The 19,419-nt window shown below is 60.5% G+C and carries 17 protein-coding genes; 8 read left to right on the top strand and 9 right to left on the bottom strand.

The window, feature by feature from the left end; genetic code table 11:
- The first annotated feature begins 155 nt into the window (after positions 1-155).
- The 3 genes from NL123_RS07910 to cobA are packed head-to-tail and all read left to right on the top strand — an operon-like array spanning position 156 to position 3,807.
- Positions 156-1,367 carry a nitrate/nitrite transporter gene (locus tag NL123_RS07910; protein ID WP_494357537.1) on the top strand — a complete coding sequence of 404 codons (1,212 nt, stop codon included), beginning with the start codon at positions 156-158 and terminating at the stop codon, positions 1,365-1,367.
- The gene (locus NL123_RS07905; RefSeq protein ID WP_494357536.1) at positions 1,367-3,037 is read left to right on the top strand and encodes a bifunctional protein-serine/threonine kinase/phosphatase; all 1,671 of its coding nucleotides are present in this window, start codon (positions 1,367-1,369) and stop codon (positions 3,035-3,037) included. The genes NL123_RS07910 and NL123_RS07905 overlap by 1 nt, the downstream gene beginning before the upstream one ends.
- A gap of 26 nt (positions 3,038-3,063) precedes the next feature.
- Positions 3,064-3,807 (top strand): uroporphyrinogen-III C-methyltransferase, encoded by a 744-nt coding sequence (cobA, locus tag NL123_RS07900; protein WP_494357535.1) that lies wholly within the window; start codon positions 3,064-3,066, stop codon positions 3,805-3,807.
- A 61-nt stretch (positions 3,808-3,868) separates the two neighbouring features.
- Here the strand turns inward: cobA and NL123_RS07895 are convergent, their stop codons facing one another.
- From NL123_RS07895 to ppsA, 8 genes are all read right to left on the bottom strand, one after another.
- Complete coding sequence (locus tag NL123_RS07895) at positions 3,869-4,849, bottom strand: OmpA family protein (protein WP_015885346.1); 981 nt, start codon at positions 4,847-4,849, stop codon at positions 3,869-3,871.
- Positions 4,850-4,956: 107 nt separating this feature from the next.
- Entirely contained in the window at positions 4,957-5,547 is a 591-nt protein-coding gene (sigX, locus tag NL123_RS07890; RefSeq protein ID WP_010208495.1) for an RNA polymerase sigma factor SigX, read from the bottom strand.
- An 87-nt stretch (positions 5,548-5,634) separates the two neighbouring features.
- Positions 5,635-6,459 carry a mechanosensitive ion channel family protein gene (locus tag NL123_RS07885; RefSeq protein WP_003175519.1) on the bottom strand — a complete coding sequence of 275 codons (825 nt, stop codon included), beginning with the start codon at positions 6,457-6,459 and terminating at the stop codon, positions 5,635-5,637.
- 2 nt (positions 6,460-6,461) lie between these two features.
- A complete protein-coding gene (locus NL123_RS07880) occupies positions 6,462-6,707 on the bottom strand; it encodes a CrfX protein (protein ID WP_494357534.1) in 246 nt (81 codons plus the stop codon).
- Between the two features lie 86 nt (positions 6,708-6,793).
- Entirely contained in the window at positions 6,794-7,789 is a 996-nt protein-coding gene (locus NL123_RS07875) for a zinc transporter ZntB (RefSeq protein WP_248483666.1), read from the bottom strand.
- Positions 7,790-7,813: 24 nt separating this feature from the next.
- Complete coding sequence (rraA, locus tag NL123_RS07870; protein WP_248483668.1) at positions 7,814-8,305, bottom strand: ribonuclease E activity regulator RraA; 492 nt, start codon at positions 8,303-8,305, stop codon at positions 7,814-7,816.
- Positions 8,306-8,494: 189 nt separating this feature from the next.
- Positions 8,495-9,484: an alpha/beta fold hydrolase gene (locus tag NL123_RS07865; RefSeq protein ID WP_248483670.1), complete on the bottom strand. Its 990-nt coding sequence runs from the start codon at positions 9,482-9,484 to the stop codon at positions 8,495-8,497.
- 106 nt (positions 9,485-9,590) lie between these two features.
- Complete coding sequence (gene ppsA / locus NL123_RS07860) at positions 9,591-11,966, bottom strand: phosphoenolpyruvate synthase (protein ID WP_025854225.1); 2,376 nt, start codon at positions 11,964-11,966, stop codon at positions 9,591-9,593.
- A gap of 178 nt (positions 11,967-12,144) precedes the next feature.
- On the opposite strand from ppsA, the gene ppsR reads away from it, so the two are divergent.
- Positions 12,145-12,963: a posphoenolpyruvate synthetase regulatory kinase/phosphorylase PpsR gene (ppsR, locus tag NL123_RS07855; protein WP_003193298.1), complete on the top strand. Its 819-nt coding sequence runs from the start codon at positions 12,145-12,147 to the stop codon at positions 12,961-12,963.
- Between the two features lie 128 nt (positions 12,964-13,091).
- Here ppsR and NL123_RS07850 read toward each other — a convergent pair whose 3' ends face one another.
- Positions 13,092-14,516 (bottom strand): aminotransferase-like domain-containing protein, encoded by a 1,425-nt coding sequence (locus NL123_RS07850; protein ID WP_248483672.1) that lies wholly within the window; start codon positions 14,514-14,516, stop codon positions 13,092-13,094.
- Between the two features lie 160 nt (positions 14,517-14,676).
- Here NL123_RS07850 and NL123_RS07845 point away from each other — a divergent pair, with 160 nt between their 5' ends.
- The 4 genes from NL123_RS07845 to NL123_RS07830 are packed head-to-tail and all read left to right on the top strand — an operon-like array spanning position 14,677 to position 19,419.
- A complete protein-coding gene (locus NL123_RS07845; RefSeq protein ID WP_166794313.1) occupies positions 14,677-15,570 on the top strand; it encodes a DMT family transporter in 894 nt (297 codons plus the stop codon).
- A 26-nt stretch (positions 15,571-15,596) separates the two neighbouring features.
- A complete protein-coding gene (moeB, locus tag NL123_RS07840) occupies positions 15,597-17,459 on the top strand; it encodes a molybdopterin-synthase adenylyltransferase MoeB (protein ID WP_494357533.1) in 1,863 nt (620 codons plus the stop codon).
- A gap of 15 nt (positions 17,460-17,474) precedes the next feature.
- Complete coding sequence (locus tag NL123_RS07835) at positions 17,475-18,389, top strand: PLP-dependent cysteine synthase family protein (protein WP_071491545.1); 915 nt, start codon at positions 17,475-17,477, stop codon at positions 18,387-18,389.
- Between the two features lie 37 nt (positions 18,390-18,426).
- Positions 18,427-19,419: a serine O-acetyltransferase gene (locus NL123_RS07830; RefSeq protein WP_248483676.1), complete on the top strand. Its 993-nt coding sequence runs from the start codon at positions 18,427-18,429 to the stop codon at positions 19,417-19,419.

The raw sequence follows: 19,419 nt of genomic DNA, 5'->3' as shown, positions 1-19,419 counted from the left end.
TGGCTCAGCTCTTGCTAAGTATTGCGCACAGGTAGCCAACGGCGGTTGCCCCTCCCCGACAAAGACGTCGCACACCCGGTTTGCCTTCACAAACCCGGTGGCGGCGTTTTTTCGTTTTGGCCTTCTTACAAGACTCCCAACCGTTGAGGTGCGTGATGAAATCAAGCTTCTGGAAATCCGGGCACACCCCGACCCTGTTTGCCGCATTCCTGTATTTCGACCTGAGCTTCATGGTCTGGTACCTGCTGGGGCCACTGGCGGTACAGATTGCCGCCGACCTGCACCTGACCACCCAACAACGCGGCCTGGTGGTGGCGACGCCGATCCTGGCGGGCGCGGTACTGCGCTTCCTGATGGGCATGCTGGCGGACAAGCTGTCGCCCAAGACCGCCGGGCTGATTGGCCAAGTGATTGTGATCTGTGCCCTGTTCGGCGCCTGGAAGCTGGGCATCCACAGTTACGAACAAGCGCTGCTGCTGGGGCTGTTCCTGGGCATGGCCGGTGCATCCTTTGCTGTTGCGTTGCCACTGGCCTCCCAGTGGTATCCGGCGGAACACCAAGGCAAAGCCATGGGGATCGCGGGTGCGGGCAACTCCGGCACGGTGTTCGCCGCGTTGCTGGCGCCTGTGTTGGCGGCCGCCTTTGGCTGGAGCAATGTGTTCGGCTTCGCTTTGATTCCGCTGGTACTGACGCTGATCGTGTTTGCCTGGCTGGCGCGCAATGCGCCTGAACGGCCAAAAGCCAAATCCATGGCCGACTACTTCAAGGCCCTGGGCGACCGTGACAGCTGGTGGTTCATGTTTTTCTACAGCGTGACCTTCGGCGGCTTTATCGGCCTGGCAAGTGCCCTGCCCGGTTACTTCAACGACCAGTACGGCCTGAGCCCGGTGACCGCCGGCTACTACACCGCGGCCTGCGTGTTCGGCGGCAGCCTGATGCGCCCACTGGGCGGCGCGCTGGCGGACCGGTTCGGCGGGATTCGTACGTTGCTGGGCATGTACAGCGTGGCGGCGATCTGCATCGCAGCAGTGGGTTTCAACCTGCCAAGCTCTTATGCGGCGCTGGCCCTGTTCGTCTGCACCATGCTTGGCCTGGGCGCCGGTAACGGCGCGGTGTTCCAACTGGTGCCGCAGCGTTTCCACCGTGAGATCGGCGTGATGACCGGCCTGATCGGCATGGCCGGCGGCATTGGCGGTTTCGCCCTGGCGGCGGGTATGGGGGCGATCAAGCAAAGCACCGGCAGCTATCAGATGGCGCTGTGGCTGTTCGCCAGCCTGGGCGTATTGGCCTGGTTCGGCCTGCATGGCGTGAAACGTCGCTGGAGAACCACCTGGGGCTCGGCCGCCGTGACGGCTGCGCGGGTCTGATGAGCCTGCAACTGAGCATCGCCCAGGCCAGTGCCATCGGCCCTCGGGCGGAAAACCAGGACGCGCTGCGGGTGGTGACCCCCGTGGCCGAACTGGCGGCGAGCAAAGGCTACTTGTGCGCCATCGCCGATGGAGTGAGCCAGTGCGCCGACGGCGGCCTGGCCGCCCGCTCGACCTTGCAGGCGCTGGCCCTGGATTACTACGCCACGCCGCAGACCTGGAGCGTGGCCCAGGCTCTGGAGCGTTTGCTGCTGGCCCAGAATCGCTGGCTGCAGGCCAATGGCGGTGGTCAGCCGTTGCTGACCACCCTGAGTGCCCTGGTGTTTCGCGGCCAGCGCTTCACCCTGGCGCATGTCGGCGATTGCCGGGCGTATCGCTGGCTGGATGGGGAACTGCAACGCATCAGTGAGGATCACGTGTGGGAGCAGCCGGGCATGCAGCATGTACTCAAGCGTGCCCTCGGCCTGGATCAACACCTGGTGGTGGATTTTCTCGACGGCCAGTTGCGCGAAGGCGAATGTTTCCTCCTGCTCAGTGACGGTGTGTGGGCAACCCTGGGCGATCACAGCATCCGTTCGATTCTGCGCGAGCAAACCGACCTGGAGCGGGCAGTCAACACCCTGGTGAACGCCGCGCACCTGGCGGGCAGCCAGGACAATGCCAGTGCCCTGCTCGTCCGCGTCGACGCCCTTGGCGCAGCCACCCTCGGCGATGCCCTGGTGCAGTTGCAGCAGTGGCCGCTGCCACCCCCGCTGAAAGCCGGGCAACACTTTGAAGGCTGGCAGGTGCAAAGCGTATTGGCGCAAAGCCGACAGTCATTGTTGTACCGGGTGTGGGATGCCCAGCAGCAACCCTGGCTGCTGAAAACCCTGCCGCTGAGCCGCGATGATGACGGCGATGCCGGCCAGGCCTTGCTCGCGGAAGAATGGTTTCTACGGCGAGTCGCCGGCCGGGCGTTTCCTGAAGTCCATGCCGCCAGCGGGCGCCAGCATCTGTACTACGTGATGCGGGAATACCCCGGCCAGACCCTGGCCGAACTGTTCCAGCAGCACGGACCATTGCCCCTGGCGCAATGGCAGTCGATCGCCGAGCGCTTGCTGCGGGCGGTGGGCATGTTGCACCGGCGACAGATCCTGCACCGCGATATCAAGCCGGAAAACCTGATGCTGGGGGATGATGGCGAACTGCGTGTGCTGGATTTCGGCCTGGCGTACTGCCCAGGCCTGTCGGAAGACCGCGCCCATGCGCTGCCGGGCACGCCAAGCTTTATCGCGCCCGAGGCGTTCAGTGGCGACCGGCCTACGGCCCAGCAGGATTTATACAGTGTCGGTGTCAGCCTCTATTACCTGCTGACCGGGCACTACCCCTACGGTGAAATCGAAGCCTTCCAACGGCCCCGGTTCAACCAGCCCGTCAGCGCCAGTCGCTACCGCCCCGATCTGCCGGATTGGCTGCCCCTGAGCCTCGAACGGGCAGTGGCGGCCCAACCGGCGCATCGTTACGAAACTGCCGAAGAATGGTTGCGAGTGCTGGAACAGGCGGACCGACAGGAACTGAGCATCCGCCCCAAGCCCTTGCTGGAGCGTGAACCCTTGAAGGTCTGGCGCACTCTGGCGCTGCTTTCGTTGTTGATCAACCTGGTGCTGTTGTACGCACTCTTTCACCGCTGACGTCATCCCTGGACGAGGAACAATTTATGAACGCAAAAGTCTGGCTGGTGGGCGCAGGCCCCGGTGACCCGGAGCTGTTGACCCTCAAGGCGGTACGCGCCTTGCGTGAGGCCGATGTGGTGCTGATCGATGACCTGGTCAACCAGGCAGTACTGGAACACTGCGTCGGAGCGCAGGTGATCACCGTGGGTAAACGCGGTGGCTGTCGCTCGACCCCGCAGGACTTTATCCATCGCCTGATGCTGCGCTATGCACGCCAGGGCAAATGCGTGGTGCGGCTCAAGGGCGGTGACCCGTGCATTTTCGGGCGCGGCGGTGAGGAAGCCATGTGGCTGCGTGAAAGGGGCGTGGAGGTAGAGTTGGTCAACGGGATCACGGCGGGGCTGGCGGGCGCGACAAATTGTGCAGTTCCGCTGACGCTGCGCGGAGTGAGCCGTGGCGTGACCCTGGTGACGGCGCATACCCAGGACGACAGCAGCCTGAATTGGCGGGCCCTGGCCGAGGGCGGGACTACCTTGGTGGTGTACATGGGCGTGGCGAAGCTGGAGGAGATTCGCCAACAATTGCTGGACGGCGGGATGGCGGCGGATATGCCGGTGGCGATGATCGAAAACGCATCGCTGCCTCAGCAACGGGAATGCCGCAGTGAACTGTCACGAATGTATGCAGATGCGCAGGCATTTGCCTTGAAAAGCCCGGCCATCCTGGTAATTGGCCATGTCGCAGCCCCAGGACAAGTCGCTTGCCTCGCTCAAGCCGCCAGCGCCTGAGACAAATTACAGGCGAAAAAAAAGCCCGGCCTGAGCCGGGCTTTTTTCTACCACTCAGTAATTACTGAGCTTGAGCTTCAACCGACGCTTCTACGCGACGGTTAACAGCACGACCAGCTTCAGTTGCGTTGTCAGCAACTGGGCGGGATTCGCCGTAACCTACTGCGGTGATACGGCTAGGAGCAACGCCGTCTTTAACCAGGACTTGCTTAACAGCGTCAGCACGACGCTGGGACAGCTTCTGGTTGTAAGCGTCTGGACCTACGGAGTCAGTGTGACCAGCAACTTCTACGTTGGTAGCTGGGTACTGAGCCATGAAGTCGGCCAGGTTTTTCACGTCGCCGTAGCTGTTAGGCTTAACAACCGACTTGTCGAAGTCGAACTTAACGTCCAGCTCAACACGTACAACCTGAGCAACTGGAGCTTCTGGCTCTGGAGTTGGCTCTGGAGCTGGTGCTGGGGTAGGAGCTGGAGCAGCTGCGCCAGCGTTACCGCCGAAGTTCACGCCCAGGCCGACCAGTGCGGAGTAGTCCCACTTGCCGTTGTCCAGACCGTAGTCAGCTTCAACACCGGCACGAGCGTACAGGTTGTTGGTGAAGTAGTACTTCACGCCAGTACCAACGGTAGCGAAGGTAGTCTGGTCGCGACCGCTGTGGCCGTCAGCCTGAACGTTGGTACGGCTCTGGTGGCCGAAACCGCCTTCTACGTATGGACGCAGGCTGTCTACGCCAGCTTGACCGAAGTGATACTGGGCAACCAGGCTGCCGGTATCGCCTTTGATCTTCTGGTTACCAGTACCGTCGTTCGAACGGGTGTGGTTGGTCTTGTCGTAGGACAGGTTCAAGGACAGGTCGTCGGTCAGGAAGTAACCGATGCGAGCGCCAGGATTGAAGCCGTCTTCGATGTGCTTGACGCTATCGTTGTACTGCTTCTTGTAGAACAGCTCGCCTTCAACTGCGCCTTGGCCTTGTGCCAGAACGCCGAAAGAAGTAGCGGCAATAAGAGAACCAATGGCCAAGCCCAAGGTGTTTTTCAGTTTCATCCGTTAAATCCCCATCTGGTGATTGTAAAGCAGTCCCACAAACCGGGGGACAACTCGGCGACAAGTCTAACAGAACTTGCCTACACGTAAGAGATATTTGCCACGCACTAAGTTTCAGTCTCGCCCGCAAATTTCTCACGTAATTTATCAAGAGCACGTTTGTAACGCATTTTTGTAGCACTCAAACCCATGTGCATGATGTCAGCGATTTCCTGGAATTCCAGCTCTGCGACAAATCGTAGCACCAGAATTTCCCGGTCAATCGGGTTCACATACACCAACCAGCGGTCAAGTCCGCCCTTCTCCTCGGGTGCCGGCGCCTTTTCTTCAGACGCCTCCTCAAGGGGGTCAAGACTCAACGCGTCCATCAAGCGACGCTTGCGCCGTTCCTTCCGATACTGCGTGATGCACTCGTTGTACGTGATGCTGTACAGCCATGTCTTGAACTTCGATTTGCCCTCGAAGTTCTTCAGCCCGTACAGCACCTTGAGCATCACTTCCTGACAGACATCGTCCGCATCTCTATCGTTCCCTAAATACCTTGAACAAACGTTGAACAGAGTGCGTTGATATCTGCGCATCAATTCTTCGTACGCGCGAGTTACGTGAAACAGCTCCGTGTGCGAGCGCGCGACCAACTCCTCATCAGAGAGCTCACGGGGGTCATAGCGCGTGGACAGCGTTTGGGCTTTATTCAAAACAAGTCGTGCCGACAGTCAGGTCAATGTCCGCCACAGCCCGATCAGCCGGGTTCGCGGCGGCGTACATTAGCAGGGTTTGCCGGGTTAGCGGCTACTGACCTGCTGTTCCAGGAGAATCCGATTGGACAACGACACCAGATCGCCGTCATCGGTCAGCACCGTCGTCTTGACTGTGCCGATCTCCTCGATTTGCCCTTCGACCTCGCCCACACGCACCTGTTGCCCTACCTGATACAGCTCACGCACATAGATTCCCGCAAGAATCTGGCCGGCAATTTCCCGGCTTCCCAAGCCCATGGCCAGCGCAACGGCCAGACCAACGGTAATCAAAACGATCACAATCACATGGTTGAGCAGGTCAGTCTTGACCTCCAACTGGCTGATCGCGACCGAAATACTGATGATGATCACCAGGCCCTGGGCAATTCGCCCCAGGCCGGCAGCATAGTCCAACCCCACGCCTTCGGCGGCGCCGCGCACCAGCCCATTGGCCAGTTGCGCCAGCAAAACGCCTACCAGCAGCACCAGCGCGCCGCCGAAAACCTTCGGCAAATACAGCGCCAGCATGTCGAGCGTAGCTGAAACTCGCTCAAGTCCAAGGGATTGAGCCGCAGAAACCAGGAAAATCAGCAAAACAAACCAATAAACGATCTTGCCGATCAATGTCGAGATCGGCACTTGCAGCCCGGCACGTCCCAACAGCTTGGTCAGGCCGGTGCCCGCCATCAGGCGGTCGAGGCCCAGTTTCGCGAGCAGTTTGGACAGCAGGGTGTCGAGCAGCTTGGCCACGACAAAGCCCAGCAGCACCAGCACCAAGGCACCAAACAGGTTGGGAATGAAATTCGCCACCTTGGTCCACAATGCGGTCATCGCGGTGACCAGGCTCTGGGTCCAGAGATCAAGTTCCATATTCAATCAGCCTTATCAGCAGTGCGAGCAAGAGGTTTACAACGGGAAACCGGTGAGACATGGGCCGAACCGTTGTTCAGGGCCATCATCAACGCCGGCACCCAGCGCCCGAGCAGACCGAACAGATCACCCGCGCCTACCTGACGGTTGGCGGTTTTCAGCACGCGGCCCAGGCAGGCATCGTCGTCCCGGTTGGACGGCGAAGCATTGAGCATGTCACGCAAAGACTGTTCGAACGGATCGTGCATAAGGACCTCTCGCAAGTGATTTAAAAGACGAGGGTTAAATTCTTGGGGTCACATAGGACCCTTCCTACGTTCAGCTCATATTCAGGTCAAACCCAGCGTAATCGTCGAAAAAGCCACCATTGTCCAAGCGCCACCGAGACCATCAACAGGCACGCAATCATGAATCCATAGGGGCTGGCAGAGAATGGAATCCCGCCCACATTGATACCCAGCAAGCCGGTGAGAAAACTCATCGGCAGGAAGATCCCGGTGATGATTCCGAAGCGGTACATGGTGCGGTTCATACGCACGCTCAAACGCCGGTCTTCGGCCTCCAGCACAAGCCCCACGCGCTCTCGGGTCAATTCGAGCTCTTCCAGATAACGGGTGAGGCTGTTGTTCAATTCGTTCCAATAGTCGGCATCGTCGTCACAGAACCACGGCAATTTGATGCGCGTGAGCTGGGCAAAAATATCCCGCTGCGGCGCCAGGAATCGCTTGAGCCCGGCCGCCCGTCGACGGATCTGCAAAACGCTGCCATGTTCCGGGGTATACCGTTCGTCGGTATCGAGTTTTTCTTCCTCTATGTCGACGATTTCGGACAGGTCGGAGACCAGATCCTGCACTTTATTGGTGAGGTACTGAGCCATATAAAGGATGAGTTCAGAGGCGGTCTTCGGCCCCTTGCCGTCCGCCAATTGCACCAGCAGTTCGTCGGTGGCGCGCAACGGGCGCAACCGCAGGGAAATCACCCGGCTGGCCGCAGCAAAGATGCGCACCGAGACCATGTCCTCCGGTTCAGCACCGGGGTTGAGGTTGACCCCTCGCAAGAACAGCAGCAATTGCGAGTCCGGCAGCGGCAACAGGCGCGGGCGGGTGTTCTCCTCCAGCAACAGGTCACAGGCGAACTCGCTCAGGCCACTGGATTTGCGCAGCCAGGTCTGGGTTTGCGGATGACTGCGATCCCAATGCAGCCACAGGCTTTCCTGGGGCTGCAGTTGCAAGTCGTCGAGCTCTGTCCGTGCAATCGAACGCGCACCGCCTTTACCGTCCAGCACCAGGGCATGCACCAGGCCCCATTGCGCGTTTTCTTCCTCGAACATCCTCACCCCGTCGGTTATTGCAGTTTATTCAGGCATTTTCAGCGGGCTGGGCGACACGATCACGCCGTTGTTGTCGGCATAGATGTACTCGCCCGGACGGAACGTCACCCCGGCAAAGGTGACCACCACGTTCAAGTCGCCGATGCCACGCTTGTCGGTCTTCATCGGGTGGCTGGCCAGGGCCTGCACGCCCAGGTCGGTCTGGGCAATGACGTCGACATCGCGGATGCAGCCGTAGATCACCAGCCCTTCCCAGCCGTTTCTCGCGGCCTTCTCGGCGATCATGTCACCCAGCAGCGCACGGCGCAGGGAACCGCCACCGTCAACCACCAGCACCTTGCCGGCGCCAGGCTGGTCTGCCTGTTCCTTGACCAGAGAGTTATCTTCGAAGCATTTGATGGTGACAATCTCGCCACCGAAGGAATCTCGGCCGCCGAAGTTGCTGAACATCGGCTCAAGCACCTGCACCAGCTCCGGGTACGCGTCGCACAGGTCGGGGGTCACGTAATGGTTCATTGAACAATTCCTTTCCGTCAAAGAAGCGTCTTTCAAAAGAAGCGCCAGCCCAAGCAGGTGCGAAACATCCCATCCACTTCGCCGCAACGCAATAGCCACTGCGCGACTGAATATGACCAGAAGCGTTTAACGCGTCATATCTTAGCCGCAACCACACACGAGTGAAACGCCCTTGGCAGAGCCCTGCCCTCAACCCGTGGCCAGCACCTCGGGCTGCACGCCGAACAAGGGTGTGAGCGGGTCGTTCAGCCATTGCACCACCAGCGGCCACACTTCGGCCTGGGCAGCTTTGCTGACGAGCATTTCAACGTGCCCGAAATCTTCGGTAAACCCTTGCTGGCGGCCCAGGCACAGGTATTGACGGTGCTCGGAGCCGACCTGCTCGAACAGCTTGCGACACGCCCAGTCAGGGTCCTGATGGTCGCCGGCGGCACTGACCGCCAACAACGGCACATCCACGTCTGCCAGGCCTTTCCACCAGTCGTTCTTGCCTTCGCCAAAGCGGCCAAACAGGCCGTTCCAGCGCATGGCTTCGATCATCACACCTGCCGGCTCGTCCTCCGGGCCACGCTTGAGGCGCGAGCCAGACACTTCGCCGAAGCGTTTCAAGAGCAAGCGCCCCGTCCACTCCACCGGTGGCAGTTTCAACGGCCAGTGGGTGCGGCTGACCTGGCAGCCAAACAACGCTACAGAAGCCACGGCTGGCGCGCCAAGGTGCTTCCCGCCAAGCGCTGCAGCCAGGCTGGTGCCGCCCAGGGAATGGCCGATCCAGTGGGGAACCTGCCCGCTTTGCTCGCGCACAAACGCGCCAATGGCCGGCAAGTCGTAGCGCGCATAGTCAGCGACGCGGTTGCGTGCGTAGTCATGATTGCGCTTGGACAAACCATGACCACGCATTTCCGGGATCCACACATCAAACCCCTGACGGGCCAGGTAAGCCCCCAGGCCGATGCCTTTGGGCGAATACCAGAAGCGCCGATTGGAAAAACTGCCATGCAATAAAATAACCGCAATGCCCCGGTTTTCCGGGACATCGGCCAGGCCCAGACGGGTAACCGCCAGCTCGACGGTGCCGTCGGGGCTGTTACCGGGTTTGAGGCGGTAAACATCTTCACTCAGGTCGCCACGACGTTCAGCGCTGATCAGGGCGACGGGAAACAGTTTGCTGCTGCTTTGCATAATGCTCTTGCACAAAAAAGGGCGGCGTCCGGAAGGAGTTCCGCCCTGCACAGATAAGAATGCCGGTCACCCTTATCGGGTGACCGGCACTTTTGACATGACGATCTTAGGCGGACGCTTGGCCTTCCGCCAGGAAGAACCAGGTTTCCAGCACGGAATCGGGGTTCAACGAGACACTTTCGATGCCCTGTTCCATCAGCCATTTGGCCAGGTCAGGATGGTCGGAAGGGCCTTGGCCGCAGATGCCGATGTACTTGCCGGCCTTGTTACAGGCCTGGATGGCATTGGCCAGCAGCTTCTTGACCGCAGGGTTTCGCTCGTCGAACAGGTGGGCGATGATCCCGGAATCGCGGTCCAGGCCCAGGGTCAGCTGGGTCAGGTCGTTGGAGCCGATGGAGAAACCGTCGAAGAACTCCAGGAACTCTTCGGCCAGGATGGCGTTGGACGGCAATTCGCACATCATGATCACGCGCAGGCCGTTTTCGCCACGGGACAGGCCGTTTTCCGCCAGCAAGTCCACCACCTGGCTCGCTTCGCCCAGGGTGCGCACGAACGGCACCATGATCTCGACGTTGGTCAGGCCCATCTCGTTGCGCACGCGTTTGAGGGCGCGGCATTCGAGTTCGAAGCAATCACGGAACGCTTCGCTGATGTAACGCGAGGCGCCACGGAAGCCCAACATCGGGTTTTCTTCTTCCGGCTCGTAGAGCTTGCCACCGATCAGGTTGGCGTATTCGTTGGACTTGAAGTCCGACAGACGCACGATGACCTTTTTCGGGTAGAACGCCGCCGCCAGGGTGCTGATGCCTTCCACCAGCTTCTCGACATAGAAGCCCACCGGGTCGTTGTAGCCGGCGATGCGCTTGTCGACGCTTTCCTTGATGTCCAGCGGCAGGCCGTCATAGTTCAACAGGGCCTTGGGGTGCACGCCGATCATGCGGTTGATGATGAATTCCAGGCGGGCCAGGCCCACACCGGCATTCGGCAATTGCGCGAAGTCGAAGGCACGGTCAGGGTTGCCGACGTTCATCATGATCTTGAACGGCAGGTCCGGCATAGCGTCGATGGAGTTCTGCTTGATGTCGAAGCCCAGTTCACCTTCGAAGATGAAACCGGTGTCGCCTTCGGCGCAGGACACGGTCACGCCCTGGCCGTCCTTGAGCAGTTGGGTGGCGTTGCCGCAACCGACTACCGCAGGGATCCCCAGTTCACGGGCGATGATCGCCGCGTGGCAGGTACGCCCGCCACGGTTGGTGACGATGGCGCTCGCGCGTTTCATCACCGGTTCCCAGTCCGGGTCGGTCATGTCGGAGACCAGTACGTCACCTGGCTGGACCTTGTCCATCTCGGACACGTCCTTGATGATCCGCACCTTGCCGGCGCCGATGCGCTGGCCGATGGCACGGCCTTCCACCAGCACGGTGCCGGTTTCTTTGAGCAGGTAGCGCTCCATGACATTGGCCGACGTGCGGCTTTTCACGGTTTCCGGACGGGCTTGCACGATGTACAGCTTGCCGTCGTCACCGTCCTTGGCCCACTCGATGTCCATCGGGCACTTGTAGTGCTTTTCGATGATCATCGCTTGCTTGGCCAGCTCGCTGACTTCAGCGTCGGTCAGGCAGAAACGCGCGCGTTCGGCCTTGTCGACTTCAACGGTTTTCACCGAACGACCGGCCTTGGCCTCGTCGCCGTAGATCATCTTGATAGCCTTGCTACCCAGGTTACGGCGCAGGATGGCCGGGCGGCCCGCTTCGAGGGTGCCCTTGTGTACGTAGAATTCGTCGGGGTTGACCGCGCCCTGTACGACGGTTTCACCCAGGCCGTAGGCGCCGGTGATGAACACCACGTCACGGAAGCCCGATTCGGTATCGAGGGTGAACATCACGCCGGCAGTGCCGGTTTCCGAACGCACCATGCGCTGCACACCGGCAGACAAGGCCACCAGCTTGTGGTCGAAACCCTGGTGCACACGGTAGGAAATCGCGCGATCGTTGAACAGCGAGGCGAACACTTCCTTGGCTGCGCGGATAACGTTTTCCACGCCGCGAATATTCAGAAAGGTCTCTTGCTGGCCGGCGAAGGAGGCGTCCGGCAGGTCTTCGGCGGTGGCCGAGGAGCGCACGGCGACGGCCATGTCCGGGTTGCCGGCCGACAGGGTGGCGAAGGCGGTACGGATCTCTTCGTTGAGCTTCTCGGGGAACTCGGCTTCCATGATCCATTGGCGGATCTGGGCGCCGGTCTTGGCCAGGGCATTGACGTCATCGACGTCCAGGGCGTCCAGCGCGGCGTGGATCTGAGCGTTGAGGCCGCTCAGTTCGAGGAAATCGCGGTAAGCCTGGGCCGTGGTGGCGAAACCACCGGGCACCGACACACCTGCGCCTGCAAGATTACTGATCATCTCGCCGAGGGATGCGTTCTTGCCCCCCACGTGCTCTACATCATGGACGCCGAGCTTATCGAGGGAAACTACGTACTCTACCAAGGTGATCTCTCCACTTTCTGTGTTGGAAAAGCTCAGGACGCCGGCTGCTCAGTAGGAGCATTCGCCAGCGCTTGTGGCCTGGACCTGGAAAATAAGTGAGAATGCGGCCCACTGCGGGACGGCAAAATCGCGCCTATCATATCCAAGATTCGCCATCAGCTTAAGGCCCAGGGCTCAAATGAAACGATCTGCTTTCTTTATCTCCGACGGCACCGGCATCACAGCCGAAACACTGGGTCAAAGCCTGCTCGCGCAGTTCGAAAACATTACCTTCGCCAAATTCACGCGGCCGTACATCGACAGCGTGGATAAAGCGCGGGCCATGGTACAACAAATCAATCTGGCGGCTGAAAAAGACGGGTTCCGCCCGATCATTTTCGACACCATCGTCAATCAAGACATCCGTGAGATTCTCGCAACGTCGAATGGTTTCATGATCGATATTTTCTCGACCTTCCTGGCGCCATTGGAGCAGGAGTTGAGTGAACACTCCTCCTATTCGGTCGGAAAGTCCCATTCCATTGGGCACAACTCCAACTATATGGAGCGTATCGAGGCGGTGAACTTCGCCCTCGACAACGACGACGGCGCCCGTACGCACTACTATGACAAGGCCGACCTGATCCTGGTCGGCGTGTCGCGCTGCGGCAAAACGCCCACCTGCCTGTACATGGCCATGCAGTTCGGGATTCGCGCGGCCAATTACCCGCTGACCGAAGACGACATGGAGCACCTGACGCTGCCGGCGGCCCTGCGCGCGCATTCGCACAAGCTGTTCGGGCTGACCATCGATCCGGACCGCCTCACCGCAATCCGCAATGAGCGCAAGCCCAACAGTCGCTATTCGAGCTATGCCCAGTGTGAGTTTGAAGTGCGCGAAGTAGAAAATCTGTTCCGCCGGGAGAATATTGCGCACATCAATTCCACGCATTTCTCGGTGGAAGAGATTTCCGCGAAGATTCTGGTGGAGAAAGGCGTGGAGCGCAGGTTCAAGTAAGGGTGGCGCCTGGACTGGCCTCTTCGCGGGCAAGCCCGCTCCCACAGTTGACCGAGTTCCAGCTCTGGAATGCGGTCAAAATGTGGGAGCTGGCTTGCCTGCGAAGAACGATAACGCGGTGAACCTGCCTACAGCTGAAACCTTCCTCCCCCCTGCCCCAGCGCCGTGGCCAGCGCATCAAACCCCGCCCGCAACAACTGATCATCCCCCGACGTATTGCAGATACTCGCCCGGATAAACTGCGGCACCGCCGTCTGCCCCACGGCAAAGGCCTCGGCGGTGGCGATCAGGTAATTATTCTGCTTGAGCTCGGCCTCGATCTCCGACGCCCGCCATGGCTCCGGCACTTCTATCCAGAAGTGCGGGCTGTTGAGATGGGTGCGGTATTCCAGGCCCGCCAGCAGGTCGCGGACCAGCGCCTTGCGGCGGCTGATCTCGTTGATCTGCTGGCGCAGCAGGTATTCCGCCGTGCCGTTCTCGATCCACTGGGTCGCCAGCTCGAGGGTGACGGGCGTGGCCATCCAGCAGGTCGAACGCAGGGCCGCCGAAATACGGCTGACCAGTGCGGGCGGCGCATGCACATAGCCCACACGCAGCCCGGCGGACACCGCCTTGCTCAGGCTGCTGATCAAAATCGTACGCTCAGGGGCGAAATGGCTGAGGGGCGGCGGCCGATCCTCCACCAGTACACCGTGGGCTTCGTCCTCAAGAATCAGCAGATTGTGTTCGCGACAGACTTTGACCAACGCTTCGCGACGCGCCACCGAGAGCACAGCGGTGGTGGGGTTCTGGATGGTGGGCGTGCAGTACAGCGCTGAAATCCGGTGATTACGACAGACTTCGTCCAGCGCGCTCGGCAGCACGCCTTCTTCGTCCATCTCCAGACCGATCAGCCGGATACCCAGCATGCGCGCGGCGGTGATCAGGCCGGGATAAGTCAGCTGTTCAGTGACCACCGTATCGCCAGCCCGCAACAGTGCCATCATCGAGCAGAGCAAGCCGTGCTGGCCGCCGTTGACGCAGATGACCTGCTCGGGGATCGGATGAAAATCGCGCTGCACCAGCCATTGCGCACCGGCTTCACGGTAGCGCGGCAGACCAGCGTCTGGCGTGTAGGCACTGATGTCCTGGAGGAACTTGGCGTTGGTCGACAGGGTTTGGAAGCTCTGGGCCAGGAACACCGTCTCCTGCCCCGGGATGTGCATGTTGCGGCTCATGTCGAAGTACTGGCGCGGTTCTTCGCTGAAGTTGCGAAAGCCTTCATCGCGCTGGCGCTCCATCCCACGCTTGCGCACGAAGGTACCGTCACCCACCCGCGCCACCACCAGCCCCAGGCGTTCCAGTTCGCCGTAGGCACGGCTGATGGTGCCGATCGTGACGCCAAGATTGTCGGAAAGTACCCGATGGGGCGGCAGTTTTCTTCCTGGCTCAATCAAGCCTTCAAGGATGCCCCGTTCCATGACATCGGACAGTCGCTTGTACTTCACGCCCTGACCGTTGGACAACCCCTCACGCATAATTGACACCATGTCAATATTTGTTTTGACAGCCATCTTTCGCCCTAATAGTGTGCTTTTACGGGTTCAATCGCCGAATTTTACAACTCATTACAAGCTCAATATAGAGTTCAATTCCGGCTCAGGGAAGCAATAAACGATGCCAATGTCCGCCGTTCTCGAAAACACCGCCAAGACCAAAACCCAAAAACAGTGGCTGGCCGGGCTGATCACCAGTGTGATGTTCCTGATCGTGTGCCTGAGTTGGGGCACCACCTGGCTGGGTATCAAGATTGCCGTGGAGAGCGTGCCGCCGCTGACCTCCGCCGGCCTGCGCTTCCTCATCGCCTTCCCGCTGTTCCTGTGTTTTGCCATGGTGCGCCGCGAACCGATCCTGTTTCCCCGCGAGAGTCGCTGGTTCTTCGTGTTCGTGACCCTGTCCTACTTCAGCGTGCCCTACTACCTGCTCAACTACGGCGAGATGCATGTCTCGTCCGGCCTCACCGCGCTGCTGTTCAGTTGCATGCCGGTGTTCATCCTGATTTTCTCCGCGCTGTTCCTGCGCGAACGCATCTACTTTTCCCAGGTGGTCGGTATCGGTATCGGCTTCGGCAGCCTCTACATGATCATCAAGAGCCAGGGTCTGCACCTGGACCACGCCGAGTTCTTCGGGGTACTGGCGATTCTGACCGCCGCGATCATGCATGCCTTGTGCTACGTCATCACCAAGCAGAAAGGCAGCGCCATCAGCGTAATCACCTACAACACCCTGCCCATCGGTATTGCCGGGCTGATGCTGTTCGTCGCCGGGCTGTGGTTTGAAGCGCCGACCTTCGAAGCCATCACCCTACGGTCGTGGGGTGCGCTGTTCTACCTGGGGCTGGTGGCCTCGGTGGGTGGGTTCATCGTGTATTTCATGCTGCTCAAGCGCTTGAGCCCGATCATCCTGTCGTTCGTGTTTATCATCTTCCCGGTGTTCGCGGTGATCATCGGCGCCTGGTACGAAGGCGTGTCGATTTCCCGCGACCTGATGCTCTACTCGGCCATCCTGCTGGCCGGCTTTGCGATCACCAAGTTGCCGGTTGAAAAACTCTTGGCCAAGAAAAATTGACCCTCCTACCACCACGCGAGAGAAACATGGACGTCCTCCGCCCCGAAGCCCTGGAACAGATCTACGCCCACGCCAGCCGCAGCTACCCCGAGGAGTGCTGTGGTTTTGTCTTCGCCGACGGCAGCGTGTACCTGGGCAGCAATATCCAGAACGAGCTGCACCGCAAGAACCCCGAGATGTACCCGCGCAGCGCCGCCAACGGCTACACATTCTCGGTGGCCGACACCCTGCTGCTGAGCAAGGCGTTTCGCAGCGACAACCCGGTGGTGGTGATCTATCACTCCCACCCGGATGTCGGCGCCTATTTCAGCGACGAAGACGAGGACAAGGCGCTGTTCATGGGTGAACCGATCTACCCCGTCAGCTACCTGGTGGTCGACGTTCGCCAGGGCCAGGCCCTCGGTTCCAAGCTGTTTGCCTGGGATGGCAAGCATTTCGCCCTTCAACCTTTCAACGACCTGCACACGGAGTTGTCCATGAACGCTGTCTCTTTCCCCGACATTCTGGTTCGCGTGGCCAAGCTGCCGGAATCGACCCTCGAGGGCGCCGGAACGACATTGCGCGAAGTCATTGAAAACCTCTGCAGCAGCCACCCGCAGTTACGTCCCCACCTGTTCCACGAGAAGAACAACCAGCTCAAGGAACACTTCCTGTTTACCGCCGAGGAAGAGTTAGTGGGCGCCGACGACCCACTACCGGAAAAAGCCCGGATCGAAGTGCTGCTCGCCACGTCGGGCGGCATGGATGTCGACGCACTGAGCAATGAAGAAGTCCAGCGCTACGTGCGCCACATCACCCTGCCCGGCGTCGGCCGCGAAGGCCAGTTGAACCTCAAGAAAGCCAAGGTGCTGATCATCGGCACCGGTGGCCTGGGCTCACCGATCAGCCTGTACCTGGCAGCAGCCGGCGTCGGCACCCTGGGGCTGGTGGACTTCGATGTGGTGGAAAGCAGCAACCTGCAACGCCAGATCGTCCACGGCAACAGCACGCTGGGCATGCCCAAGGTCGAGTCCGCCAAGCAACGTCTGCAAGACCTCAACCGTCATATCCAGATCAATGCCCACGACACCGCCCTGAATGCCGATAACGCCCTGGAACTGGTGGGCGCATACGACCTGGTGATCGACGGCACCGACAATTTCGACACCCGCTACCTGGTCAACGACGCCTGCGTGCAGCTGGGCAAGCCGTTGGTATACGGCGCCATCTACCGCTTCGACGGGCAGATCAGCGTGCTCAACTATAAAGGTGGGCCCTGCTACCGCTGCCTGTTCCCCAGCGCGCCGCCCGCCGAACTGGCGCCCAATTGCAGCGCCGGTGGCGTGATCGGCGTGTTGCCCGGTGTGGTCGGGATGATCCAGGCCACCGAGGCCATCAAGCTGTTGATCGGCATTGGCGAACCGCTGTCTGGCCGCTTGATGCGCTTCGATGCGCTGGCGATGAAGTTCAGCGAGATCCGCTTCAAGCGCCGTGCCGACTGCCCGTGCTGCTCCGAACTGCGCCATAACGAAAGCGTGGCACCGGCTGTCTGTGCAGACGCCATGCCCAGCCGACCGTCCCTGGCCGAGGAGCGCTACATAAAGCCCCGTGTACTCAAGCAATTGCTCGAACACCCGCGCAGCGTCGATGTGTTGCTGGACGTGCGTGATGCCAGCGAACTGGAGGTATGCAAATTGCCAGGTGTGGTGCATATCCCCCTGGCCGAACTGGACGATCAGCTCGACCGCCTCAGCCGGGACAACACCCACTACCTGATCTGCTACGCCGGCACCCGCGCCGAGCAAGCCGCCAGTACCTTGCTGGCGGCGGGTTTCGCCAATACCAAAGTCCTGCAGGGCGGCATGAAGCATTGGGTTCGCGACGTCGAACCCGACATGCCCTTGTATTGAGCCGAGGACTGAATGATGTTGCACAACTCGATTCTCGAGGTGATCGGCCAAACGCCGATCGTGCGCCTGGCGCAGTTCTCCGAAGACCTCGGCATTGAGGTCTACGCCAAGCTCGAATCCCTCAACCCGGGCGGCAGCCACAAGGCGCGCATCGCCCTGGGCATGATCCTCGACGCCGAACGCCGGGGCGTGCTGATCCGTGACTCCGGGCAAACCATCATCGAGCCCAGCGGCGGCAATACCGGTATCGGCCTGGTCATGGCCGGCAATGTGCTGGGCTACAAGGTCGTGCTGGTGATCCCCGACAACTACAGCCCCGAAAAACAGAAGCTGCTGCGCCTGTACGGGGCCAAGGTGGTGCTGTCGGACAGCCGCCTGGGCAACAACTCCCACGGCGAAAAGTGCATGGAATTGCAGCTGGAAAACCCCAGCTACGTGATGCTCAACCAGCAACGCAACGGCGCCAACCCACAGACCCATCGCGACACCACCGCACCGGAAATCCTGCGTGCGTTCGGCGAGCGTCGCGCCGACTACTTTGTCAGCGGAATCGGCACCGGTGGGCATATCACCGGGATTGGCGAAACCTTGAAAGCCGCCTGGCCGGGGCTGCGCGTCATGGGGGTGGAGCCGGAAGAATGCGACCTGCTGAAAAACCAGCATGCGCCGCACCATATCCAGGGCCTGTCGATCGGCCTGATCCCGAGCATCCTCAACCTGGACGTGATCGACGGCATGCTCAAGGTCTCGCGCCAGGACTGCATCGACATGATGAAACGCATCATGCGCACGGATGCCATCAGCCTGGGCTTGTCTTCGGCCGCCAACATGGTGGCCGTCGCCCAACTCGCCCCGGAACTGCCGCCCGAAACGGTGGTGCTGACCATGGTCTACGACAATGCCGACAGCTACCTGCCCAGTTTCGAATAAACGGTCTTCCAACCAATCAGACGACGGGGGTGCCTCAATGGGTGGCTTTATCGACATGCAACAGTTGCACGATGAGTTGCTGACTCACCTCATCAAGACGCTCACGCCGGCACAGATGAAACAGCTGGAGCCGCATCTGGCGCCGCTGGTACAGAATGCCGCCCAGGCGGTGGCCGAGGATTTGATCGCCTACGCCTACCGCGACCCGGCATCCCGTGGGCGCGGTGAGCTGATCCTGGAGTCCTACGCGTCGTTCAAGGCGGTGCTGTATTACCGGCTGGCGCACCTGGTGTGGCATTTCCCCGACCGCACCAACGGCGTCTTCTCGCGTATCGCCCTCAAGCTGAGCAACCAGGGCAAGGTGCTTTCCGGCGCCGAGATCCACCCGGCGGCGCGCATTGGTCGGCGCTTTGTACTGGATCACGGCTACGGCACCGTGATCGGCGAAACGTGTGAGATCGGCAACGACTGCTACATCCTCTGCGGCGTGACCCTGGGCGCCCGTGGCATCGCCAACAACCCCGACGGCAAGCGCCACCCACGCCTGGGCAATAACGTCGAGGTTGGTTCCGGCGCCCGCGTGCTCGGCTATGTACTGATCGGCGACAACGTGTTTATCAGTCCCTCCTGTGTGATCACCCAGGATGTGCCCGCCGGCACCAAAGTGAAGGTGGTGAACCAGATCCAACTGCAAAAAAACGACGAGTCGGACCACAGCAATTACCTCGGCGCCTTCGCCCTGGATGAGCGTCTGCACGTGGTCGGCGAGATCAATGCGAGCCACAAGGTCACGGTGCTGGACGCCGACTTCCATCCCTTGCCCGGGCTGATGCTGGAGCCCACGGTGAAGGAGCGTCACCACCTGCAATTTCGCCTGCACCGCATCGAGTCGGGCAACCCCCTGCCACGCCTGCCGCTGAACCTGAAGGTCTGCGGCCCGGAATTTGAAATCACCCTGCTTTCCCCGCCTGGCTTGAGTGCGATGGTGCGTTCCCTGTTGCAAGCCAGCCCATTGATCGTTGGAGGTTGA

The organism is Pseudomonas sp. FBCC-B1565 (genome assembly GCF_059133265.1).
This window is presented reverse-complemented; position numbering and strand designations above follow the sequence as displayed.

Bases quoted from the DNA above. Each gene is read 5' to 3' on its own strand.
- NL123_RS07910 (WP_494357537.1), top strand. From the start codon at position 156: ATGAAATCAAGCTTCTGGAAATCCGGGCACACCCCGACCCTGTTTGCC.
- NL123_RS07905 (WP_494357536.1), top strand. From the start codon at position 1,367: ATGAGCCTGCAACTGAGCATCGCCCAGGCCAGTGCCATCGGCCCTCGG.
- cobA (WP_494357535.1), top strand. From the start codon at position 3,064: ATGAACGCAAAAGTCTGGCTGGTGGGCGCAGGCCCCGGTGACCCGGAG.
- NL123_RS07895 (WP_015885346.1), bottom strand. From the start codon at position 4,849: ATGAAACTGAAAAACACCTTGGGCTTGGCCATTGGTTCTCTTATTGCC.
- NL123_RS07885 (WP_003175519.1), bottom strand. From the start codon at position 6,459: ATGGAACTTGATCTCTGGACCCAGAGCCTGGTCACCGCGATGACCGCA.
- NL123_RS07880 (WP_494357534.1), bottom strand. From the start codon at position 6,707: ATGCACGATCCGTTCGAACAGTCTTTGCGTGACATGCTCAATGCTTCG.
- NL123_RS07875 (WP_248483666.1), bottom strand. From the start codon at position 7,789: ATGTTCGAGGAAGAAAACGCGCAATGGGGCCTGGTGCATGCCCTGGTG.
- rraA (WP_248483668.1), bottom strand. From the start codon at position 8,305: ATGAACCATTACGTGACCCCCGACCTGTGCGACGCGTACCCGGAGCTG.
- NL123_RS07865 (WP_248483670.1), bottom strand. From the start codon at position 9,484: ATGCAAAGCAGCAGCAAACTGTTTCCCGTCGCCCTGATCAGCGCTGAA.
- ppsR (WP_003193298.1), top strand. From the start codon at position 12,145: ATGAAACGATCTGCTTTCTTTATCTCCGACGGCACCGGCATCACAGCC.
- NL123_RS07850 (WP_248483672.1), bottom strand. From the start codon at position 14,516: ATGGCTGTCAAAACAAATATTGACATGGTGTCAATTATGCGTGAGGGG.
- moeB (WP_494357533.1), top strand. From the start codon at position 15,597: ATGGACGTCCTCCGCCCCGAAGCCCTGGAACAGATCTACGCCCACGCC.
- NL123_RS07835 (WP_071491545.1), top strand. From the start codon at position 17,475: ATGTTGCACAACTCGATTCTCGAGGTGATCGGCCAAACGCCGATCGTG.
- NL123_RS07830 (WP_248483676.1), top strand. From the start codon at position 18,427: ATGGGTGGCTTTATCGACATGCAACAGTTGCACGATGAGTTGCTGACT.